This window comes from Xanthomonas vesicatoria ATCC 35937 (assembly GCF_001908725.1).
Classification (GTDB): domain Bacteria; phylum Pseudomonadota; class Gammaproteobacteria; order Xanthomonadales; family Xanthomonadaceae; genus Xanthomonas; species Xanthomonas vesicatoria.
The window spans coordinates 2318147-2336481 of the sequence record NZ_CP018725.1 but is presented as its reverse complement, the minus strand read 5'-3'; the positions used below and the strand labels follow the sequence as shown (position 1 = coordinate 2336481).

The window sequence follows — 18335 nt, the reverse complement described above, 5'->3', positions numbered from 1 at the left end:
GGCAGGCGGATGCGCTGTCTGGCGTAATGATTCAACAGGTGTTCGAAAGAGGGTGCGGTCACGCTGCTACCGCACCCGTGGCATCCGCAGCTAGCTTCGCCCTGCGCCCGGTTGTGCATCGCTCGGCGCGGTGCGTGCATAGCGCGCGGCCACGAAGGCACAGACGATCAGTTGCAACTGGTGATACAGCATGATCGGCAAGACGATCGCACCCAGCCCGCCGCCGGCAAACATGACCTTGGCCATCGGCACGCCGGTGGCCAGACTCTTTTTCGAGCCGCAGAAAACGATCGCGATTTCGTCGGCACGGTTGAAGCCAAGCCGGCGCGCCATGAAGGTGATCGACAGCATGGCCACTGCCAGCAACAGTGCCGCAGCGCCCAGCACCGCGAGCAACGCCGGCAGTGGGGTCTTCTGCCATAGCCCCTCGTTCACCGACGCGCTGAAGGCGGTGTAGACCACCAGCAGGATGGTGCCCTGGTCGGTATAGCGCAGCACCGCGCGATGGCGCTCGACCCAACCGCCGATCCACGGGCGCATGAAATGCCCAGCCAAAAACGGCACCAGCAGCTGCAGCAGGATCTTGCCGATGGCTTCGGCCGGATGCGCCATCGCACCCTGGCTGCCGACCATCGCGCCCATCAGCAACGGGGTGAAAAACACGCCCAGCAGGCTCGAAAGCGACGCCGCACACACCGCGGCCGGCACGTTGCCGCGCGCCATCGAGGTAAAGGCGATCGACGACTGCACCGTGGACGGCAGCGCACACAAGAACAGCACGCCGATATAAAGCTCCGGCGTCAGTGCGAGATGCGCCAGTGGCTTGAACAACAGGCCGAGCAGCGGAAACAGCACGAAGGTGCAGGCCAGGATCACCAGATGCAGGCGCCAATGCAGCGCGCCGGCCTTGACCGCTTCGCGCGACAGCCGTGCCCCGTGCAGGAAGAACAGTGCCGCGATCGCCACGTCGGTGACGTCGTCCATGATTGCGGCGGCAGCGCCGGAGACCGGCAACAATGAGGCCAGCGTGACCGTGCACAGCAGCGCGAGGGTGAAGGGGTCAATGCGCAACCGCGCCAGCAGCTTCTTCATCGAGATCCGACGGTATCGCGCGATCGTGCGCCTGGAGCGGGTCATTCTACGACGCGTGCGTGCGCTGCCTGAGAGCGGCTGACAAATCGCCGCGAGCAGTCGTCAGGTGGGTGTGGAAAGCGCATGGGAACCGGAGTGGGCGATTGGTACATGCCGCGCCAAGCACCGGCCGCGCCTGCCTGGGGAGCACAATCGTTTTGTTAGGTGTTCCAAGACTGTGTCGTTGTGGCTGCGGGGGCACCGCGCGTTCTCAGCGTTGCGGTGCAGCGTCCAGTTGCTTGCGCACCGCTGCCTCCAGCGACGGCCGCATGCCAGCATCGCGTCCGACTTGCAGAGCCTGTTCGGTGCTTGCCCCTTCGCGTGCGGCGAGCAGGGCCAGCAGCGCGCCGGCGCGATTGCCGGTGGCGCAATGCAGTAACACGGCGCCGTGCTGCTGTTGATCGAGCGCCCGTTGCAACACGCGTGCGGCTTCTGGGGTGAGTGCATCGGCATTGCGGACCGGCAGGCGCACGTAGCGCAGGCCCAGTGCCTCGGTGGCTGCGATTTCGTCGTAGCCGCGTGGCTCCTCCGGGCCGCGCAGATCGATCACCGTGGTGACGCCCTTGGCCGCAGCAGCGCGCAGGTCTGCCTGCGTGGGCTGGCCGGAACTGGAGAGATTGCCGGTGCTGCCTGCGTGCGTTGCCTGCGCCAACGCAGCGCTGCTGAGCAGCGCAATGCACCAGGCCGCATGGCGCAGGCGGTGGGGCATCACAACGCTGCAAGCGCCTTGAGCAACTCGCGCATTTCGTATTTGTCGGTGTTGTCCAGGCCCTGCGCGCGCTGCTTGGCCTGCAGCTCTTCCACGCGCTGGCGCAGTAACTGCTTGTCGAGCTGGGCGACGACGTCGTGCAACTCGATTGCCCAGCTATGCTCGTCGCCGGGCAGCTCCTGCGCGGCCAGCTTCTGCAGCGCAACCAGTTCCTCGCGCTCGGCGAAGTGTTCCAGCAACGCGCCGGTGCTGATTTCCGGCCGTTGCCGTACCAGCGCCAGCAGCTCCATCAACAGCTCGATGCCGGGCAGGCGCAAGCCGGAAAAATCGTGGTCGCCTTCCAGGCTCATCGCCAGTGAGGGTTGTTGCAACAGGATGGCGATCGACGCACGCACCAGGCTGCGTTTCTGCGTGGGTGCACCCATGCGCACGGGCGGCCGTGTCTTTGGCGAGGACTGTTGCGCGGACATGCTCGCGCCGACGCCGGTCATGCGCGCCAGTTCCTGCTTCATCAGATCGCCGAACGCGCCTTCGGGAATCTGCGCCAGCATTGGTTTGGCACGCTCGGCCAGGCGCGCCTTGCCGTCCAGCGTGTGCAGATTGATCTCGCGCGACATTTCGTCGAAAAAGAACTGTGACAGCGGCGTGGCCTGTTTCAGGCGCTGGTCGAAGGCCTGCGCGCCTTCCTTGCGGACGATGGTGTCCGGGTCTTCGCCATCGGGCAGGAACAGGAAGAACGCCTGGCGGCCATCCTTCATGCGCGGCAGCACCGATTCGAGCGCGCGCCAACCGGCCTTGCGCCCGGCATTGTCGCCGTCGAAGCAGAAGTACACATCCGGCGCATTGCGGAACAGCAGCTCGGCATGCTCTGGCGTGGTGGCGGTGCCCAAGGTGGCCACCGCCTGGGTCACACCAAACTGGAACAGCGACACCACGTCCATGTAGCCCTCGACCACGATCAGCCGCTCGATCTTCTGATTGGCCTGACGCACCTGCCACAGGCCGTACAACTCGCGGCCCTTGTGGAACAGCGTGGTTTCCGGCGAATTGAGGTATTTCGGGCCCGGGTCGCGGCCATCGGCCGGGGCGCCCATGATGCGGCCGCCGAAGGCAATGACGCGGCCACGGCGGTCGAAGATCGGGAACATCACCCGGTCGCGGAATTTGTCGTAGACATGGCCGCGGTCGTTCTTGGAAAATAGCCCGGCGCGTTCGAGCACGCTCATGCGACGCGCATCGGTGCCCAGGGTGTCCTTCAATGCGCTATAGCCATCGGGCGCATAGCCGATCTGGAAACGCGCACGATTGTCGGCGTCCACGCCGCGCCCATCCAGGTATTCGGCCGCGCGTGTGCTGCCTTCGAGCTGGCGCTGAAAGAACTTGGTGGCCGCTTCCAGTGCCGAATACAGCTCGCGGCTGTCGTCTTGCTGCTGCGGGGTGCGCTGCTGCGTGTCGCGCGGAATCTCCATACCGGCGCGCTTGGCCAGCTCGTCGACCGCATCGAGAAACTCGAGGCGGTCGTAATTCATCAAAAAGCTGATCGCCGTGCCATGCGCGCCACAGCCGAAGCAGTGATAGAACTGCTTGGTCGGCGAGACCGTGAACGAGGCCGAGCGTTCGTCATGGAACGGGCAGCGCGCCGAATATTCCTTGCCCTGGCGCTTGAGCGGCACGCGGCCGCCCACCACTTCGACGATGTCGGTGCGTGCAAGCAATTCGTCGATGAATGCGTCGGGGATGCGGGCCATCCCGCTAGGATATCGCAGCGGCCCGCGGCCGCCCTGTTTTAGAAGGCGCCCGCCGGCGCTGCCGCTGCCTGTATCAGCTGACGCTCAGCTGTGCTGCGTCGGCGTCGGAGCTGCGGAACCTGCCTGCGCATCAGCTGGCGGCACGACCACCGGTGGGTGCTCCGGGTCCACGCCGGCCTCGCGCAACTTGCGGTGCGAGCGGACACGCTCGTCGATCACCGCGGTAATCAACGCACCGACGAAGAACACCACCGAGGCGTAATACATCCACACCAGCAGGATCACCAGCGTGCCCATCGAGCCGTAGGCGCTGCCGGGCGCCGCGGTGGCGATGTACACCCCAATGGCATAGCGGCCCAGCGCAAACAGCAGCGCGGTGATGACACCGCCCAGAAACGCTTGGCGCCAATCGACGGTGCGGTCGGGCAGGTAGCGATACAGGAAGGCAAACGCCAACGAATACAGCGCCAGCGTGGTGACATAGCCCACGGCCGGCAACACCGATGGCAGGCGCGCAAACACCACCTGCAATGCAGTGGTGGCGATCATCGACACGATCAGCAAAAAGCCCAGGGCCAGAATCACGCCAAACGAGAACACGCGCTTTTTCAGCCACGCCATCAGGCCGTCCAGGCGTTGCTTGTCGGTGCGGAAAATCAGGTTCAAGGCGTTCTGCAGCTGCGCAAACACCGCCGTGGCGCCGATAAACAACAACAGCGTGCTCCACAATCCTGCCAGTGAGCCTACGCCGGGCTGATCGGTCGCATTACGGATGATGGTCTGCGCAACTTCGGCCGCGCTGCCGCCGGCAAGTTGTGCAACCTGCTGCACCAACGCGTCCTGCGCAGGCGGATACAGCGAGGCCGTCAGCCATAACAGCAGCACCAGCAGCGGTGCCAGCGACAGCAGTGCGTAAAACGACAACGACGCAGCCTGCGTCATCACGTCGATTTCGATAAAGCGGTTCAGCAGTGCCATCGGGACGCTGCGCTGCAGGCGGCTCACATGCTTATGCAGATAGGCGGTTGAAAGCGTTGTCACCGGCGGAAACATCCTTGGCGCATACCGTTGTTTGCGCAGGTGGGTCGGAACAAGGTCGGTATGCGGGAAAACCTTGTCCACGCCTGCGCTGGCTTACCCGTTCTAGCAGGGCCAAATCGAAGGAGGGGTGAAAGCACGCTTGGCGAGCCGGGATGCGTCAATGGGTAAGCGATGCGCTCGCGCAGTGCGCGATGCGGTTGCCGTATCGCGACTTTGGATGAGGCGTTGCGTCTTCGGCATGCGAAGCGTTTTCGTAGAGCGTGCGCATAGCGGCGCTGCCCTGCGGAGTGCCGGCGCGCTTCGGCAATGCCACGGGCGCTGATTTTTCAGCGCGAACACCTCACGCTGTCCGCAGCGCCCCGGCTTTTTGGCGCAGGGCCGTGCGGACGCGTGGATCAGCCTGCCAGGTGCTGCTTGACCAGGGTCGAGACCAGGCCCATGTCGGCCTGACCGGCCAGCTTGGGCTTGAGTGCGCCCATCAGCTTGCCAATGTCGGCCGGGCTGCTGGCACCTGTTTCGCTGATCGCGGCCTGGATGGCGGCCACGATCTCGGCTTCGCCCATCTTGGCCGGCAGATAGCGCTCGATCACCACGATTTCCGCGCGCTCGATCTGGGCTAGGTCGTCGCGTGCGGCCGCTTCGAACTGGGTCACCGAATCCTTGCGCTGCTTGACCATCTTGTCGAGCACGGCGATCACCGCGGCGTCGTCCATGTCGATGCGCTCGTCCACTTCCTTCTGCTTGATCGCGGCGTTGATCAGCCGGATCACACCCAGGCTGTGCTTGTCGCCGGACTTCATCGCGGCCTTCATGTCATCGGTGAGCTGCTGCTTCAGGGGCATGCGGTAACTCCTGGTTACGTAGTGAAGGGGCCGACGCGCTGCGCTGGCAACGTGCGTCGGCGAAACAGAGGGGAAGGGCGAGATGGTTGCGCGCGGGCAGGGCCGGCGGCGTCATATCGCCAATGACGCGTTAGGCCCGTTCAATGGACCAATACAAAAAGCCGGCGACGCTTGCGCGTGCCGGCTCCTGGGTTCTGTTTCGATGGGCCGCGCCTACAGCGCAGACCCGTCGACAAGAACCGCGTTCGATCAGTACAAGCGCTGGCGCTTGGTGACGTCGCGCGAGGAACGACGCAACTGACGCTTCACAGCAGCGGCGGCCTTGCGCTTACGCTCCTGGGTCGGCTTTTCATAGAACTCGCGCTTGCGGGTTTCGGCCAGCACGCCGGCCTTTTCGCAGGTGCGCTTGAAACGGCGGAGCGCAAATTCGAAGGGCTCGTTCTCGCGGACTTTAACGCTGGGCATGTGTTCTCCAGAAAATGGGATTTCCGTCCGGGAGCCCCGGGCGGGTGCGAGCGGACTCGCGTGACGGAATTTCCGGGTTGCCCCGGCGAGCCGCGCATTATAACGACTTGCCAACGACCTGCAAGCCCCTGCCGACATTTACCTTCACAAGCCCGCCAGGGCGTGCGTTTGCGCCCGATTCGGTGCCGTGGATGCGGGCGCGTAGCAGATCGCCGCCGGCGCATCTGCGCAGCCCAAAAGCTGCGAAAATGGACACTTGTTCTATGTGCCGAGCTACCGTGAAAGTCCTTGGGATCGAATCATCATGCGATGAGACCGGCGTGGCGGTCTACGACACTGCCCTGTCCGGCGTGGCGGCGCTGCGCGCCCATGCGGTCTACAGCCAGATCGCCCTACATGCCGAGTACGGCGGGGTGGTGCCCGAGCTGGCCAGCCGCGACCACGTGCGCAAGCTGCTGCCGTTGATCCGCCAGACCCTGGGCGAAGCGGGGTTGCGCATCGACGAACTGGACGGGGTGGCGTATACCGCCGGCCCGGGTTTGGTCGGCGCACTCCTTGTAGGCGCCGGAGTGGCGCGCTCGCTGGCGTGGGCACTGGACGTTCCGGCGATCGGGGTGCACCACATGGAAGGCCATCTGCTCGCCCCACTGATGGAAGACGACCCGCCGCAGCCACCGTTCGTGGCGCTGCTGGTCTCCGGCGGCCATACCCAATTGGTCTCGGTGAAGGCGCTCGGGCGTTACGAAGTGCTGGGTGAAACGCTGGACGACGCCGCTGGCGAGGCCTTCGACAAGACCGCCAAGATGATGGGTCTGCCGTATCCGGGCGGCCCGCAGCTGGCCGCGCTTGCCGAAACCGGCACGCCGGGGCGCTACAAGTTCGCGCGGCCGATGACCGACCGGCCGGGGCTGGATTTCAGTTTCAGCGGGCTTAAGACCCAGGTGCTGCTGGCCTGGCGCGGCAGCGACCAGTCCGACACGACGCGCGCGGACATCGCGCGCGGTTTCGAAGATGCGGTGGTGGAGACGCTGGCGATCAAATGCCTGCGCGCGCTGGATGCCGCCGGTTGCAATACGTTGGTGGTGGCCGGCGGGGTGGGCGCCAACAAGCGCCTGCGCGCGCAATTGCACGAGGCGACGCAGCGGCGTGGTGGCCGGGTGTGCTTCCCGCGCCCGGCCCTATGCACCGACAACGGCGCCATGATCGCCTTCGCCGGCGCGCTGCGCCTGGAGGCCGGCGAGCGTACCGGAGCCGAGGTGCATGTGACGCCGCGCTGGGATATGGCGGGCTTGCCGCCGTTGGCGGCGGCGCGGGAATTGGGAATTGAGAATCGGGAATAGGAAAGCGTTACCCCGACCCTGTCCGTGCCTGTGTTGTCGCCCTGGCTTCTCCCCATTCCCTTTCCCGACTCCCTATTCTCTATCCCATGGACAAAGTGTTTATTGAAGGTCTCGACATCGATGCGCTGATCGGCATCTACGACTGGGAGCGGCGGATCCGGCAGACCTTGCGGTTCGATCTGGAGATGGGGTTCGACAACCGCATTCCAGCCGCCAGCGACAACATTGCCGATACCTTGAACTACAAGGCGGTGAGCAAGCGTCTGATCGAATTCGTGCAGGCGTCCGACTTCGGGCTGGTCGAAACGCTGGCCGAGCGCTGCGCAGCGATCGTGCTGGACGAGTTCGGCGTGCACTGGTTGCGGCTGAAGCTGAGCAAGCCTGGCGCGGTGCGTGGCGCCCAGGCAGTAGGCGTGATCATCGAACGGGCACGCGCTCAGGCCTGAAGATCTCAGGCCATTCGCACCGGAATCCGGGCAGGCGACCGCATCGATTCATCGCGGCATGCGTCTTCACAGCGAGCGCGACAATTCGCCAATCACGATTTTTCGCGCCCGAAACTTGCACCTCCGCGGTCGCGTCGGGCTAGAATTGCCGGCCATGTAAACGTTTTCTCAAGGATCTCATGGCTGCTGATCGCATCGAAACCCTGATTGCCCGGATGACCGTCGAAGAGAAGGTCGGCCAGTTGGGTGTGTTCGCCGACATGGTGCGGCCGTTCGCGCCGGACGTGAATCCCGAGGCCAATGTGCTCAACGCCGACGAGGTGTTGCAGCAGGTGCGGCAGGGCCGGGTAGGCTCGCTGTTCAATGGGGTGGGCGCCGCGCTGGGCGTGCAGATCCAGAAGGTGGCGGTGGAAGAGAGCCGCCTGGGTATCCCGGTGATCCTGGCCGCCGACGTGATACACGGCATGCGCACGGTGTTCCCGATCCCGCTGGGCGAAGCGGCCAGCTTCGAACCGGAACTGGCCGAGCGCACTGCGCGCGCCACCGCGATCGAGGCCACCGCCGCCGGCCTGCACTGGACCTACGCACCGGCGGTGGATATCGCACGCGACCAGCGCTGGGGCCGTGGCGCCGAGGGCGCCGGCGAAGACGTGGTACTGGGCATGGCGTTTGCCGCCGCGCGCGTGCGCGGTTTTCAGGGCAGCGACCTGACCGCCGACGATTGTCTGCTGGCCACGCCCAAGCACTTCGCCGCCTATGGCGCCGTGGCCGCAGGCATGGAATACAACACCGTCGACATCGCGCCGCAGACGCTGCGCGATGTGCATCTCCCGCCGTTCAAGGCTGCCTTCGATGCCGGCGCACTGACGGTGATGTCTTCGTTCAACGACATCAACGGCGTGCCGGCCAGTGCCAACCACGAGCTGCTGACCGAGATCCTGCGCGGTGAATGGCAGTTCCCGGGGGTGGTGATTTCCGACTACACCGCCGACATGGAATTGATCGCGCACGGCTACGCGGCCGATGAGCGCGACGCGACCAAGAAGGCGTTCCTGGCCGGGCTGGACCTGAGCATGCAGAGCGGCTTCTATGCCGCGCACCTGCCGTCGCTGGTGGAAAGCGGCGAAGTGCCGATGGCCACGCTGGATGCCAGCGTGCGCCGCATTCTGCAGTTGAAGGATGCGATTGGCTTGTTCGACAACCCGTATCGCTCGCTGGACCCGGCGCGCGAAGCCGACAACGCCCACCTGCCTGCGCACGACGCGTTGTCGCGCGATGCGGCGCGGCGCTCGATCGTATTGCTGAAGAACGACGGCGCGGTGCTGCCGCTGAAGAAGAGCGGGCAGCGGATTGCGTTGATCGGCCCGTTCGTGCAGGACCGCGAGAACATCGAAGGGTGCTGGACGTTGTTCGGCGACAAGGCGCGTTACGTGACCCTGGAGCAGGGCGTACGCGCCGTGGTCGGCACCGAATACCTGAGTGTTGTGCCAGGTTGCGGCCTGGAAGAGGCGCTGCCGGGCGGCATTTCTGCCGCCATCGATGCAGCGCAGGCCGCCGATGTGGTGGTGCTGGCGCTCGGCGAGCCGCAGCGTTTCAGTGGCGAAGCGCAGTCGCGCACCGAAATCACGTTGCCGCCGGCGCAGCAGGCGCTTGCCGAAGCGGTTGCCGCCACCGGTACGCCCATCGTGGTGCTGTTGCGCAATGGTCGCGCGTTGGCGCTGCATGGCGCGGTCCGCGACGCCGAGGCGATTGCGGTGACCTGGTATCTAGGCACCCAGACCGGCACCGGTGTGGCCGATGTGCTATTCGGCGACTACAACCCGTCCGCGCGCCTGCCGATCAGCTTTCCGCAGGTCACCGGGCAGCAGCCGTATTTCTACAATCATTTGCGTACCGGCCGTCCCGAGCTGCCGACCTTGTCCGAATACAAGGCGCGTTGGCGCGAAATGCCCAACGAGCCGCTGTATCCATTTGGACATGGTCTGAGCTACACCACGTTTGCGTATGCGCAGCCGCAGTTGAGCGCCGCGCAACTTGGTTGGGACGACACGCTGACCATCACCACGCGCGTGACCAATACCGGCGCCGTTGCCGGCGAAGAAGTGGTGCAGCTGTATGTGCACGATCGGGTGGCAAGCCGGGTGCGCCCGGTGCGCGAACTCAAGGGCTTCCGCAAGGTGTTGCTGCAGCCGGGCCAACAGATGGATGTGGTGTTTACGCTGACGCGCGAGGCGCTGGCGTTTACCAATCCCAAGAGCGTGTTCGGTGCAGAGCCCGGTCTGTTCGATGTGTGGGTCTGCGCATCGGCCAAGAGTGGCGACGCGGTGACATTCGAGTTGCTCGGCGCCTGAGTGTGCTGGTCAACGCGGTGGAGCACCATCGCGTCGAGGGAGTCTGTTGCATTGAGGTCGCGTGCAAGGCGCGATCACGTTGCCACTGGCTGCCTCTTGTGATTGCAGGGGCAGTTGTCGCGTGATGATGCAGGTGAGTAGGCCTGGCTTGCTGTCGCACCGCAGATGCGGGCCGAAATCATGCAAACACGGTGACGTCATCATTGCTGCGAGCACACTGCACGCGACAGCGCGGAGGCTTACGTGGGCAGCATCGACTTTGTAGCGCATGCGCCTCTCCGGCGAGAGGACATCGCTGGCGTCGATGCGTCTATTCATGCAAGACAGCGCACGCACCGATCTGCCACTGTGCACTGCCTGCGCATACCGATGCGCAGGCAGTGCCGATAACGGGCTATCTCACGCCGCTCACGCGTCGTTTTCGACCGCAGCCTTGCTCTTGGGCGTCAGCTTGAGCAGGCGCCCGGTGCTGCCGCTGGCCTCGTCTTCAAGCAACCACAGCGCGCCATCGGGGCCTTGCTCCACCTCGCGGATGCGTGCGCCCATGTCGTAACGGGCCACCTCGCGCGGCTGATCGCCGATCGACACCTGCACCAGCGCCATCGACGACAGTCCGCCGATGAAGCCATTGCCGCGCCAAGCTGGGAACTGCTTGCCGTTGTAGATCACAAAGCCGGCTGGCGAAATCACCGGCGTCCAGCTGATCTTGGGTGCGGCAAATTCCGGACGGGTGTTGTGGTCGGGAATCGGCGTGCCTTCGTAGTGGTCGCCGTTGGAAACGATAGGGTAGCCATAGTTGGCGCCGCGTTGGATCAGGTTGAGCTCATCGCCGCCGGCCGGACCCATTTCGTGTTCCCACAGCCGGCCTTTGCCGTCGAACGCGATACCTAGAATATTGCGATGGCCCAGCGACCACACCTGCGCGGCCACGCCACCCTGCGCGGCGAACGGGTTGTCGGCCGGCACGCTGCCGTCGTCGTTGAGGCGGATCAACTTGCCGAGATTGGCTTTCATGTCCTGTGCCGGATCGAACTTCTGGCGCTCGCTGGAGGTGATCCATAGCTTGCCGTCCGGGCCAAATGCGAGTCGATGACCGAAATGCCCATTGCCAGACACTTTTGGATTCTGTCGCCAGATCACCTTGAGGTCGGACAAGGTGCCGCCACCGGTGGCATCCAGCGTGAGTTTGGCGCGCGCGACCGCCGCGCCGCGGGTGTCGCCCTCGCCCGGCTCGGCGTAGCTCACATACACCAGGCCGTTCTTGGCGAAGCGCGGGTGGGCTAGGACATCGCCAAACCCGCCCTGGCCGCCGTACGCGACTGCGGGTACCCCGGTCACCGCGCTCTTGCGCTTGGTTTTGGGGTCCAGACGCATCAGCGCGCCGCGTTTTTCGCTGACCAGCAGCGTGCCATCGGGCAGGAAGGTCATTGCCCAAGGCTCGTCGAAATCGGCAACGGTTGCGGCCTGAAAGGGCCATTGCGCTTTGGGAATGGACGCCGCGGGGGCGGCAGGTGCTGCCCCCGCGGCACCGGTGGTGAACAAGGTGGCCGAGCAGGCCAGAGCAAGCAGACGACGGATAGACATGAGGTCCTCCAGGGAAAGGGCACGGTCACGCTGCAGCCCTCCCACAACGTGTTCCGTGTCGGGTTTTCAAGTACCTTACACGACGCCAACGGGGCCGCTCTTGTCGCAGATCACTCTCCGCAGGCCGGCCGCGTCTCACATCGTTGTTTCATCATGCAGTTTCACCATGAAAAGGAGTTTCCATGGCCACGCAAAAAACCTCGCCTGCCTTTATTGCAGCCTCATGGGCCGCCTTGTTGGCGGGCAGCGCCGCGTATCTGATCGGCTTATGGAACGCGCAGATGTTACTCAACGAAAAGGGCTATTACTTCACCTTGCTGCTGTTTGGCCTGTTTGCATCGGTGTCGCTGCAAAAGAGCGTGCGTGACCGCGCAGACGGGATTCCGGTGACAGGACTTTATTACGCCATTTGTTGGTTCTCGCTGATCATCGCACTGGTCCTGCTGGCGATCGGCTTGATCAACGCCACCTTGCTACTCAGCGAAAAGGGCTTCTATGCAATGGCCTACGCGTTGAGCCTGTTCGGCGCAGTTGCAGTGCAGAAGAACACGCGAGACGCAATGGATGCAGACGCGACCCACACCCCGCGTGTCGTACCGCCGCCGCTGGACTGAGCGGCCATCGATCCTGATGCGACAACGCCACCTCGACGGTGGCGTTGTGGTTTACGGCTTGGACTTGCTGTCACCGGAGACAAAATCGGCTGCATTTTCCCAAGCACGCTTGACGGCGTGACGGGCCTTGCTCCAACTCAGGCCATCGGTGCCGCGCTTGGCTTCCCAGTCGCGATGCAGCTCGGCTTCCACCTGATCATAGGCGCGCGCATTTTCACGGATGCGTGCTTCATGCCCGACCAGATAGGCGCCTTCGTAATCCTCAAAACGGTCGCCTTCGGTGTAGTACGGCTCTTCGGTGAAACGTTCACGCCAATAGCTGGATACGTTCTGCCTGCGGTCTTCGTCCGGTGCGCGGCCTGGAATCTGGTACGGCACGTTCATGCTCGTCTCCATCGTTGCGAATGTGCAGGTCACGCTAAGTAGCGACGTGTTAACACGGCGGCACGCCAGGTGATGATGGGATCAAGACGTTCGCGGCAACTGCAGTCGTGCCTTCTCAGGCTGCCGCTACACGTAGCTCCTCAGGCGATGGGTTTCACACAGCTGCTGACGCAGCCTCGTACGGCAGCGGTTTGGCCCCTGCAGCAAGAATCGACGATTCCGCAGCCTGCAAGGCTTCTTCGTCGGCATCGATGACGACCAGGACGCGGCCAGCCTGGATCTCGTCTTCGAACTGACGGCGCACCGGGTCCGGTACGGTGGCGCCAACCAGGGCCGACGACCAGCTGCCCACCAAGGCGCCTGCCAGTGCCATGACACCGACACCTGCCAGGGTCAGGCCGATCGGCGGCACCGCCACTGCCACCAGGCCTGCCACCAACCCGGCCGCGCCACCGGTGGCTGCGCCACGCGCGGCGGCTGGCACGAAGTCGGTCTTGGCATCCTTGCGCTCGTCCGGCACGTCGTGCAGTTCGATATCCGAGCGGGCGATCAGCGACAACGCGTCGTTATCGATGCCGGCGCTGCGCGCCGATTGCAGCACGCGCTGTGCGCTTTCCAGATCGAGTGTGCTGTAGACGCGGCGCAATTTCATCGCAAGCTCCCAGGCAGGTGAGAGCGCAGCGTTGGACGTGCCCGGTTAGAGGTGCGTGAGCGCCGCGCGAGCGTGCTGCGAAGCCGCTAGGACGCCTTGCGCGGGAACAGGTAAAACGCCCACCCCACCAGCAACGCCACGCCTGCCGCTGCCAGGTTTTGCCAGCTGGCACTGGCCAGCAAACCGAGCGACAGCAGCAACGCAGCGATGGGAATGAGCGGGCCTCCCGGCAACCGCAGTGTGTCGGTGCGTTGCCGATAACGGCGCGCCAGCACGATCACCGCCGCTGCGGTGCCGATATAGGCGAACAAGCGCGTGACCATCGACAACAACGCGAGTTGAGTGAACGAGCCCGACAGTGCGAGCGCCAGCGACAACACGCCCTGGGTGAGCACCGCTGCTGCAGGCGTATGAAAGCGCGGATGCACGCGTGCCAAAAATGCCGGCCCGTAGCCGTCCTGCGCAAGCGCAAACAAAAACCGCGGCCCGAGCATCACCGTGTTGCTGGTGGTGCCCAGGATGGAAATGGTGGCGCCAACGGTGAGAATCAGCGCCAGCGCTTCGCCGCCGAAGCCGCTGGCTGCATCCGCCAATGGGGTGGGCGACGCCGCCAGATTGGGCAGCGTCCCCTGCGCGACAACCTGCACCGCGGCATAGATCAGGGTCACCGTGACGATCATGGTGATAAGCGCAAAGGGCACGTCGCGGCGTGGGTTGCGGTATTCGCCGGCAGCCGCAGGAATATTTTCGAAACCTGCGTACGCAAACAGCAGCAGCAAGGCGGCTTCGCCGAGATTGCCCAGGTCGCGCAGGTCAGGAGATGTGCCGGCAAACGCCCATGACCAGTCCACATAGAACAGCCCGATCACCACGAACAACAGCAATGGCACCAGTTTGCCGATCACCAGCGCGATGCCTGTGCGCGCAGCCGATTTGACGCCGATGACGTTGATCGCGGTCAACACACCCAGCGAGCCGACGACCACCAAGGTGCGCGCCCACGCATCGGTGGAGGCGGTGGGCCAGAACCGCGCCACCGCATCGGCCAGCCCGTTACTCAAGGCCGCCGCCGAGCTGATCCGGGTGAGCCAGATCATCCAGCCGATCTGAAACCCGACGAAGGGGCCGAACGCCTCACGCGTGTAGAGGTAACTCCCGCCGGGCGTGTCGAAATAACTTGCTGCCTGCGCGTAACACAACACCAGCAGGGCTACCGCCAGGCCGGCCAGCATGACTGCCCACAGGCTCATCGGCCCCAGCAGTGCCGCGGTGGCGGCGGGCAACAGATAGATGCCGCTGCCGATGACATCGTTGATCGACAAGCCGACGATCTGCCAGCGGCTGACCACGCGCACCAGGCCGGTGCTGTCGGGTGGGGGCGTTGGTGTGATCATGGCGTCGCCTCGGCCAGGTCAGGCAGCTGCCACTGCGCTTGCAGGCGCGCATAGTCGGCGCGCGGCAACAACACGAATAGCGGTTTGTCCGCAGGTTTCAGCCACGCCAGCAGGCGCTGCATGTCGGCAGGCTCCATCGCCGTGCAGCCTGCGGTGAACTGTCCCGGCGTGCGCCACAGATGCGCAAAGATGCAGCTGCCGCGCCCGGCAACGTTGTTGGGGTTATGCGCGATGACAAATCCTTCGCGATATCGCGCATCGCCGGGATGGCGCAGGTCCAGGCGCATCGGCTCGGTGGAGCCGGCCACTGCGGCTTCACCGACTTGGGCAGCATCGACGATGCGGTTGTACAGCGGCGAGCTGGGCACATCCATGCAGTAATGCGTGGCGCTCATCGCCTGGTACGGCATGGCGCTGTCGATGCGTGCAGCGTAGCCAAAGGCCGGGCCGATGGCGAACACGCCGGCCGGGCTGCGTCCGTCACCTTCGCGTTTCTGCGGGCCTTGCGCCTGCGCCGGATGCAGGCCCTCGCCCCAGGCGCTGCCATGGCGGCCAAGCGCGACTGCAAATCCCGGCGCGGCCGGAGCCCATTTGCCATCCACACGCACAAAGGTCTGCAGCCGGGCCTGGGTATTGTTCCAGTCTGGCGTGGTCACCACGATCAGTGCGCGCGCCTGCTGCAGCGCCTGGATCGGTTCATCTGCGGCAGCGCCATTGCTGCACAGTGCCAGCGCCAGGAGCAAGGTGGATTGCAACAGGAGGACGAGGCGCATGCGGGCTCCGGACGGCAGGGGATGAGCTGGTGGGGATGCGGCGTATCGGTGAACGACGGCGTGCTTACCGTAACCGATGGTGTCGGTCGGGCAGACCTACTGTACCCAGCAATGCGGGTGTGTGGCGCACGGCGATACCACCTGCACGTAGGGCGTTGCAGTGCTGCGCAGGAATCGCGATCACTGCGTGCGTCGCCGTTCCAGATGGATCGCGCAAGCAGGCGGCAAAGGGCATGCAGACGTTGCCAGCGGCTTGCTCGGTTGCTTGCCGCCCGACATGCCGCCTCTGCAGCGGCCACATCAGTCGGGCAGCAGCTCCAGCCCGCGGATACGACGGATCCCCAGGCCCGGCGAGTCGTCGATATGGATCTGCGCCTCATCGAACTGCACGCCGCCCTCGGTTGGGTCGAACTGCCCCAACGCCGGCGCATCCAGATCGGCCAGGGTGATGCTGTCGGCCTTGGCCACGGCCAGGTGCACGGCTGCGGCGACGCTGATGCTGGACTCGATCATGCACCCGATCATGCACGGCACACCGTACAGCGCCGCGATATCGGCGATGCGAATGGCATTGGACAGGCCGCCGGTCTTCATCAGTTTGATGTTGACGATGTCGGCCGCGCGACGCTGGAGAAGGTCGATCACCTGCGCTGGCGAGAATACGCTTTCGTCGGCCATCACCGGTGTGTCGATGCGCGCGGTGACGAAGGCCAGGCCATCGATGTCGGCGGCTTTGACCGGTTGTTCGAGCAATTCCAGCACGATGCCTGCGCCTTCCAACGTGCGCATGCTGCGCACCGCCTGCTTGGGTGTCCAGCCCTGGTTGGCATCCAGGCGCAGCGATGCGCACCCATCGACGGCTGCGTGGATCGCCCTGACGCGTTCGACATCCGACGCGCTGTCCTTGCCCACTTTGATCTTCAGCGAGCGATAGCCGCGCGCCAGTGCCGCCTGCGCTTGCGCGACCATGACGTCGATGCTATCGGCGCTGATGGTGATGTCTGTGGTGATGCGCGGCGTGCCGCCACCGAGCAGCTGATAAAGCGGCGCGCCGAAGCGCTGCGCCCACAGATCGTAGAGTGCGATCTCCACCGCGGCCTTGGCGCTGGTATTGCGTTCCAGCGCGTGTTGCACCAGCCCGCACAGCCGATTGAGTTCGGCCACATCCTGGCCGATCAGCTGCGGTGCGATGCACTGCCGGATTGCGGCGATGATGCTGCCGTGCGTATCGCCCGTGATCGGCGCAGTGGCCGGCGCGGCGCCATAGCCGATATGGCCGCTATCGGTTTGCAGCAACACCACCACGTCTTCGATCGCCTGTACGGTACGCACTGCGGTCTTGAAAGGAGTTTTCAACGGCACGCGTAGCATGCCAAGGCGGAAGCCAGTGATCTTCATTTGGAACCGATCGGTGCGATGCGCTGGATGCGCGTGATGTGATCAATGAACGGCGTGCCATCGGTGGCCAGCAACGGCAACAGCGGCGTCACCGACACGCCGTTCAGACGCGCGCGCTGCACACTGCCATCGGCGGCGCGATAGTTGGCGCCGGCCACATCGTGGATCACCCATGGCGCGCCACGCTCATGCCCGATCACCAGCATCACGTGGCCAGGGATGTAGATCAGGTCGCCGAGACGCAACTGCGCCAGCTGTTGCAGACGTTGCGGTTGGGGCGCGCGCGCATCGAATGCAACCGCGCGCAGCGCCGGGCTGCGCGCCTGATCTCCGGTATTGCGCGGCAGCGCAATGCCCAGGCTGCGGTAGAGATCCAGCACAAACCCGCTGCAATCGCGCGCATCGTAATCGTTGCCCCAGCCATAACGTTCGCCGAGGAACTTGAATGCCTGGCGCAGCAGCGCAGCATCGGTTGCCGGCAAGGATTCGGCGCGCACATCGGCCCCGCGCGGAATCAAGGCCGGCACCAGCTGCACGTGGCCATCGGCATCGCGCAGCGGCAATTGCACCACGTAGGCAGCCAGCGGCAGTTGTCCGTTGACCGGCTGCTGCGATGGCCAGTCATGAAGCAGCGGCAGGCTGGTGCCCATGTCCAGCGACAATGCCGAGAGGGCGGGCAGCTCGGGGGTGTATACCGTCTGGACGCGGGCGCCGGTGACGAGCATGCGCGGGCCACGTTGTGCGTACTGCAGCACCTGCTCGCGACTGGCCTCGGCGATCTTGTCGGCAGCGATCCACGCCGCGTAATTGGCCGCAAGCACAAACCGCCACGCGCCATCGGCGCTGCTGTGCAGCACGGCGACCGGCGTACCTGGATACAGCGCCGACTCTTGAAAACGGTCGATATCAAGATCGTCGGGACTGCTAAACACGCGCTGGGTGGTAGGGAAGGTGCGCAGCGCCGCGCGCTGGACCACCAAGGCAAAGTGCGGTGCCACCGTTGCAGGCAGTGCATCCAAGGCCAGCATGCGGCGCAGATCCGCCAGCCGCGCTGCGTCGATGCGATGCCCATCCGCGCCGTAGAGCGCACGCAGCGGTGGCGCCGACAATGCCTCGATCCGCGCACGTACCGCATCGCCGGGCATGACCTCGGGTAGCTGCGACAGATCGTGCATGGACGCGTCGTCGCGCAACAAGCGGGCATTGAAGGTGGCGATCTGTGCGGCATTCAAACGCGGCACCTGTGCAGTGCGGCTGCGCTGGATCCAGTAGCCGGGGGTCAGTTGCGCTTCGCTGACCGCAAATGGCGCGGCTGGCGGCGCAGGCGTGCTCGCGGATGCCGCGCTACCGGGCAGCGCAAGTGCAATCAAGAGCAACATCAGCAGGCGGCGCGACACTGGCATGAGAGCCCTGGATGAGTACACGTGGGTGCGGTGCAGCGTGGATGGGACAACGGCGTTCCG

At 64.8% G+C, this 18335-nt stretch carries 17 protein-coding genes and 1 other RNA gene; 4 read left to right on the top strand and 14 right to left on the bottom strand.

Annotated elements, in window-relative coordinates; translation table 11 throughout:
• Nucleotides 1-90 precede the first annotated feature (90 nt).
• From BJD12_RS10235 to rpsU, 7 genes are all read right to left on the bottom strand, one after another.
• Nucleotides 91-1137 carry a bile acid:sodium symporter family protein gene (locus tag BJD12_RS10235; protein ID WP_005996907.1) on the bottom strand — a complete coding sequence of 349 codons (1047 nt, stop codon included), beginning with the start codon at nucleotides 1135-1137 and terminating at the stop codon, nucleotides 91-93.
• 31 nt (nucleotides 1138-1168) lie between these two features.
• Nucleotides 1169-1244, bottom strand: a non-coding RNA gene (locus BJD12_RS10230) — sX9 sRNA.
• 98 nt (nucleotides 1245-1342) lie between these two features.
• Nucleotides 1343-1840 (bottom strand): fused DSP-PTPase phosphatase/NAD kinase-like protein, encoded by a 498-nt coding sequence (locus tag BJD12_RS10225; RefSeq protein WP_005996910.1) that lies wholly within the window; start codon nucleotides 1838-1840, stop codon nucleotides 1343-1345.
• Nucleotides 1840-3588: a DNA primase gene (gene dnaG / locus BJD12_RS10220; RefSeq protein WP_005996912.1), complete on the bottom strand. Its 1749-nt coding sequence runs from the start codon at nucleotides 3586-3588 to the stop codon at nucleotides 1840-1842. The genes BJD12_RS10225 and dnaG overlap by 1 nt, the downstream gene beginning before the upstream one ends.
• Before the next feature lie 84 nt (nucleotides 3589-3672).
• Complete coding sequence (locus BJD12_RS10215; protein ID WP_050812911.1) at nucleotides 3673-4629, bottom strand: YihY/virulence factor BrkB family protein; 957 nt, start codon at nucleotides 4627-4629, stop codon at nucleotides 3673-3675.
• A gap of 395 nt (nucleotides 4630-5024) precedes the next feature.
• Nucleotides 5025-5471 (bottom strand): GatB/YqeY domain-containing protein, encoded by a 447-nt coding sequence (locus BJD12_RS10210; protein WP_005996914.1) that lies wholly within the window; start codon nucleotides 5469-5471, stop codon nucleotides 5025-5027.
• 249 nt (nucleotides 5472-5720) lie between these two features.
• Nucleotides 5721-5936: a 30S ribosomal protein S21 gene (gene rpsU, locus BJD12_RS10205; protein ID WP_002808376.1), complete on the bottom strand. Its 216-nt coding sequence runs from the start codon at nucleotides 5934-5936 to the stop codon at nucleotides 5721-5723.
• 278 nt (nucleotides 5937-6214) lie between these two features.
• Between rpsU and tsaD the strand changes: the two genes are divergently transcribed.
• The 3 genes from tsaD to BJD12_RS10190 all read left to right on the top strand — a co-directional run bounded on the left by tsaD (nucleotide 6215) and on the right by BJD12_RS10190 (nucleotide 10073).
• The gene (tsaD, locus tag BJD12_RS10200) at nucleotides 6215-7276 is read left to right on the top strand and encodes a tRNA (adenosine(37)-N6)-threonylcarbamoyltransferase complex transferase subunit TsaD (protein WP_042828602.1); all 1062 of its coding nucleotides are present in this window, start codon (nucleotides 6215-6217) and stop codon (nucleotides 7274-7276) included.
• Nucleotides 7277-7362: 86 nt separating this feature from the next.
• A complete protein-coding gene (gene folB / locus BJD12_RS10195; RefSeq protein ID WP_005996916.1) occupies nucleotides 7363-7722 on the top strand; it encodes a dihydroneopterin aldolase in 360 nt (119 codons plus the stop codon).
• A gap of 179 nt (nucleotides 7723-7901) precedes the next feature.
• Nucleotides 7902-10073 carry a glycoside hydrolase family 3 N-terminal domain-containing protein gene (locus BJD12_RS10190; protein ID WP_005996917.1) on the top strand — a complete coding sequence of 724 codons (2172 nt, stop codon included), beginning with the start codon at nucleotides 7902-7904 and terminating at the stop codon, nucleotides 10071-10073.
• A 408-nt stretch (nucleotides 10074-10481) separates the two neighbouring features.
• Here BJD12_RS10190 and BJD12_RS10185 read toward each other — a convergent pair whose 3' ends face one another.
• Nucleotides 10482-11657, bottom strand: coding sequence for a PQQ-dependent sugar dehydrogenase (locus BJD12_RS10185; RefSeq protein ID WP_042828584.1), 1176 nt, complete (start codon nucleotides 11655-11657; stop codon nucleotides 10482-10484).
• A gap of 182 nt (nucleotides 11658-11839) precedes the next feature.
• On the opposite strand from BJD12_RS10185, the gene yiaA reads away from it, so the two are divergent.
• A complete protein-coding gene (gene yiaA, locus BJD12_RS10180; protein WP_005996656.1) occupies nucleotides 11840-12271 on the top strand; it encodes an inner membrane protein YiaA in 432 nt (143 codons plus the stop codon).
• A 51-nt stretch (nucleotides 12272-12322) separates the two neighbouring features.
• Here yiaA and BJD12_RS10175 read toward each other — a convergent pair whose 3' ends face one another.
• The 6 genes from BJD12_RS10175 to BJD12_RS10150 all read right to left on the bottom strand — a co-directional run bounded on the left by BJD12_RS10175 (nucleotide 12323) and on the right by BJD12_RS10150 (nucleotide 18275).
• Nucleotides 12323-12655, bottom strand: a complete 333-nt coding sequence (locus BJD12_RS10175) for a hypothetical protein (protein ID WP_042828583.1) — start codon at nucleotides 12653-12655, stop codon at nucleotides 12323-12325.
• Between the two features lie 154 nt (nucleotides 12656-12809).
• A complete protein-coding gene (locus BJD12_RS10170; RefSeq protein ID WP_005996652.1) occupies nucleotides 12810-13307 on the bottom strand; it encodes a hypothetical protein in 498 nt (165 codons plus the stop codon).
• 86 nt (nucleotides 13308-13393) lie between these two features.
• The gene (locus BJD12_RS10165; RefSeq protein WP_005996650.1) at nucleotides 13394-14701 is read right to left on the bottom strand and encodes an APC family permease; all 1308 of its coding nucleotides are present in this window, start codon (nucleotides 14699-14701) and stop codon (nucleotides 13394-13396) included.
• The gene (locus tag BJD12_RS10160; protein WP_005987895.1) at nucleotides 14698-15474 is read right to left on the bottom strand and encodes a L,D-transpeptidase family protein; all 777 of its coding nucleotides are present in this window, start codon (nucleotides 15472-15474) and stop codon (nucleotides 14698-14700) included. The genes BJD12_RS10165 and BJD12_RS10160 overlap by 4 nt, the downstream gene beginning before the upstream one ends.
• A 300-nt stretch (nucleotides 15475-15774) precedes the next feature.
• Complete coding sequence (locus BJD12_RS10155) at nucleotides 15775-16872, bottom strand: dipeptide epimerase (RefSeq protein ID WP_005987897.1); 1098 nt, start codon at nucleotides 16870-16872, stop codon at nucleotides 15775-15777.
• Complete coding sequence (locus BJD12_RS10150; RefSeq protein ID WP_005987899.1) at nucleotides 16869-18275, bottom strand: SH3 domain-containing protein; 1407 nt, start codon at nucleotides 18273-18275, stop codon at nucleotides 16869-16871. Before BJD12_RS10150 ends, BJD12_RS10155 begins: the two co-directional genes overlap by 4 nt.
• Between the last annotated feature and the right edge of the window lie 60 nt (nucleotides 18276-18335).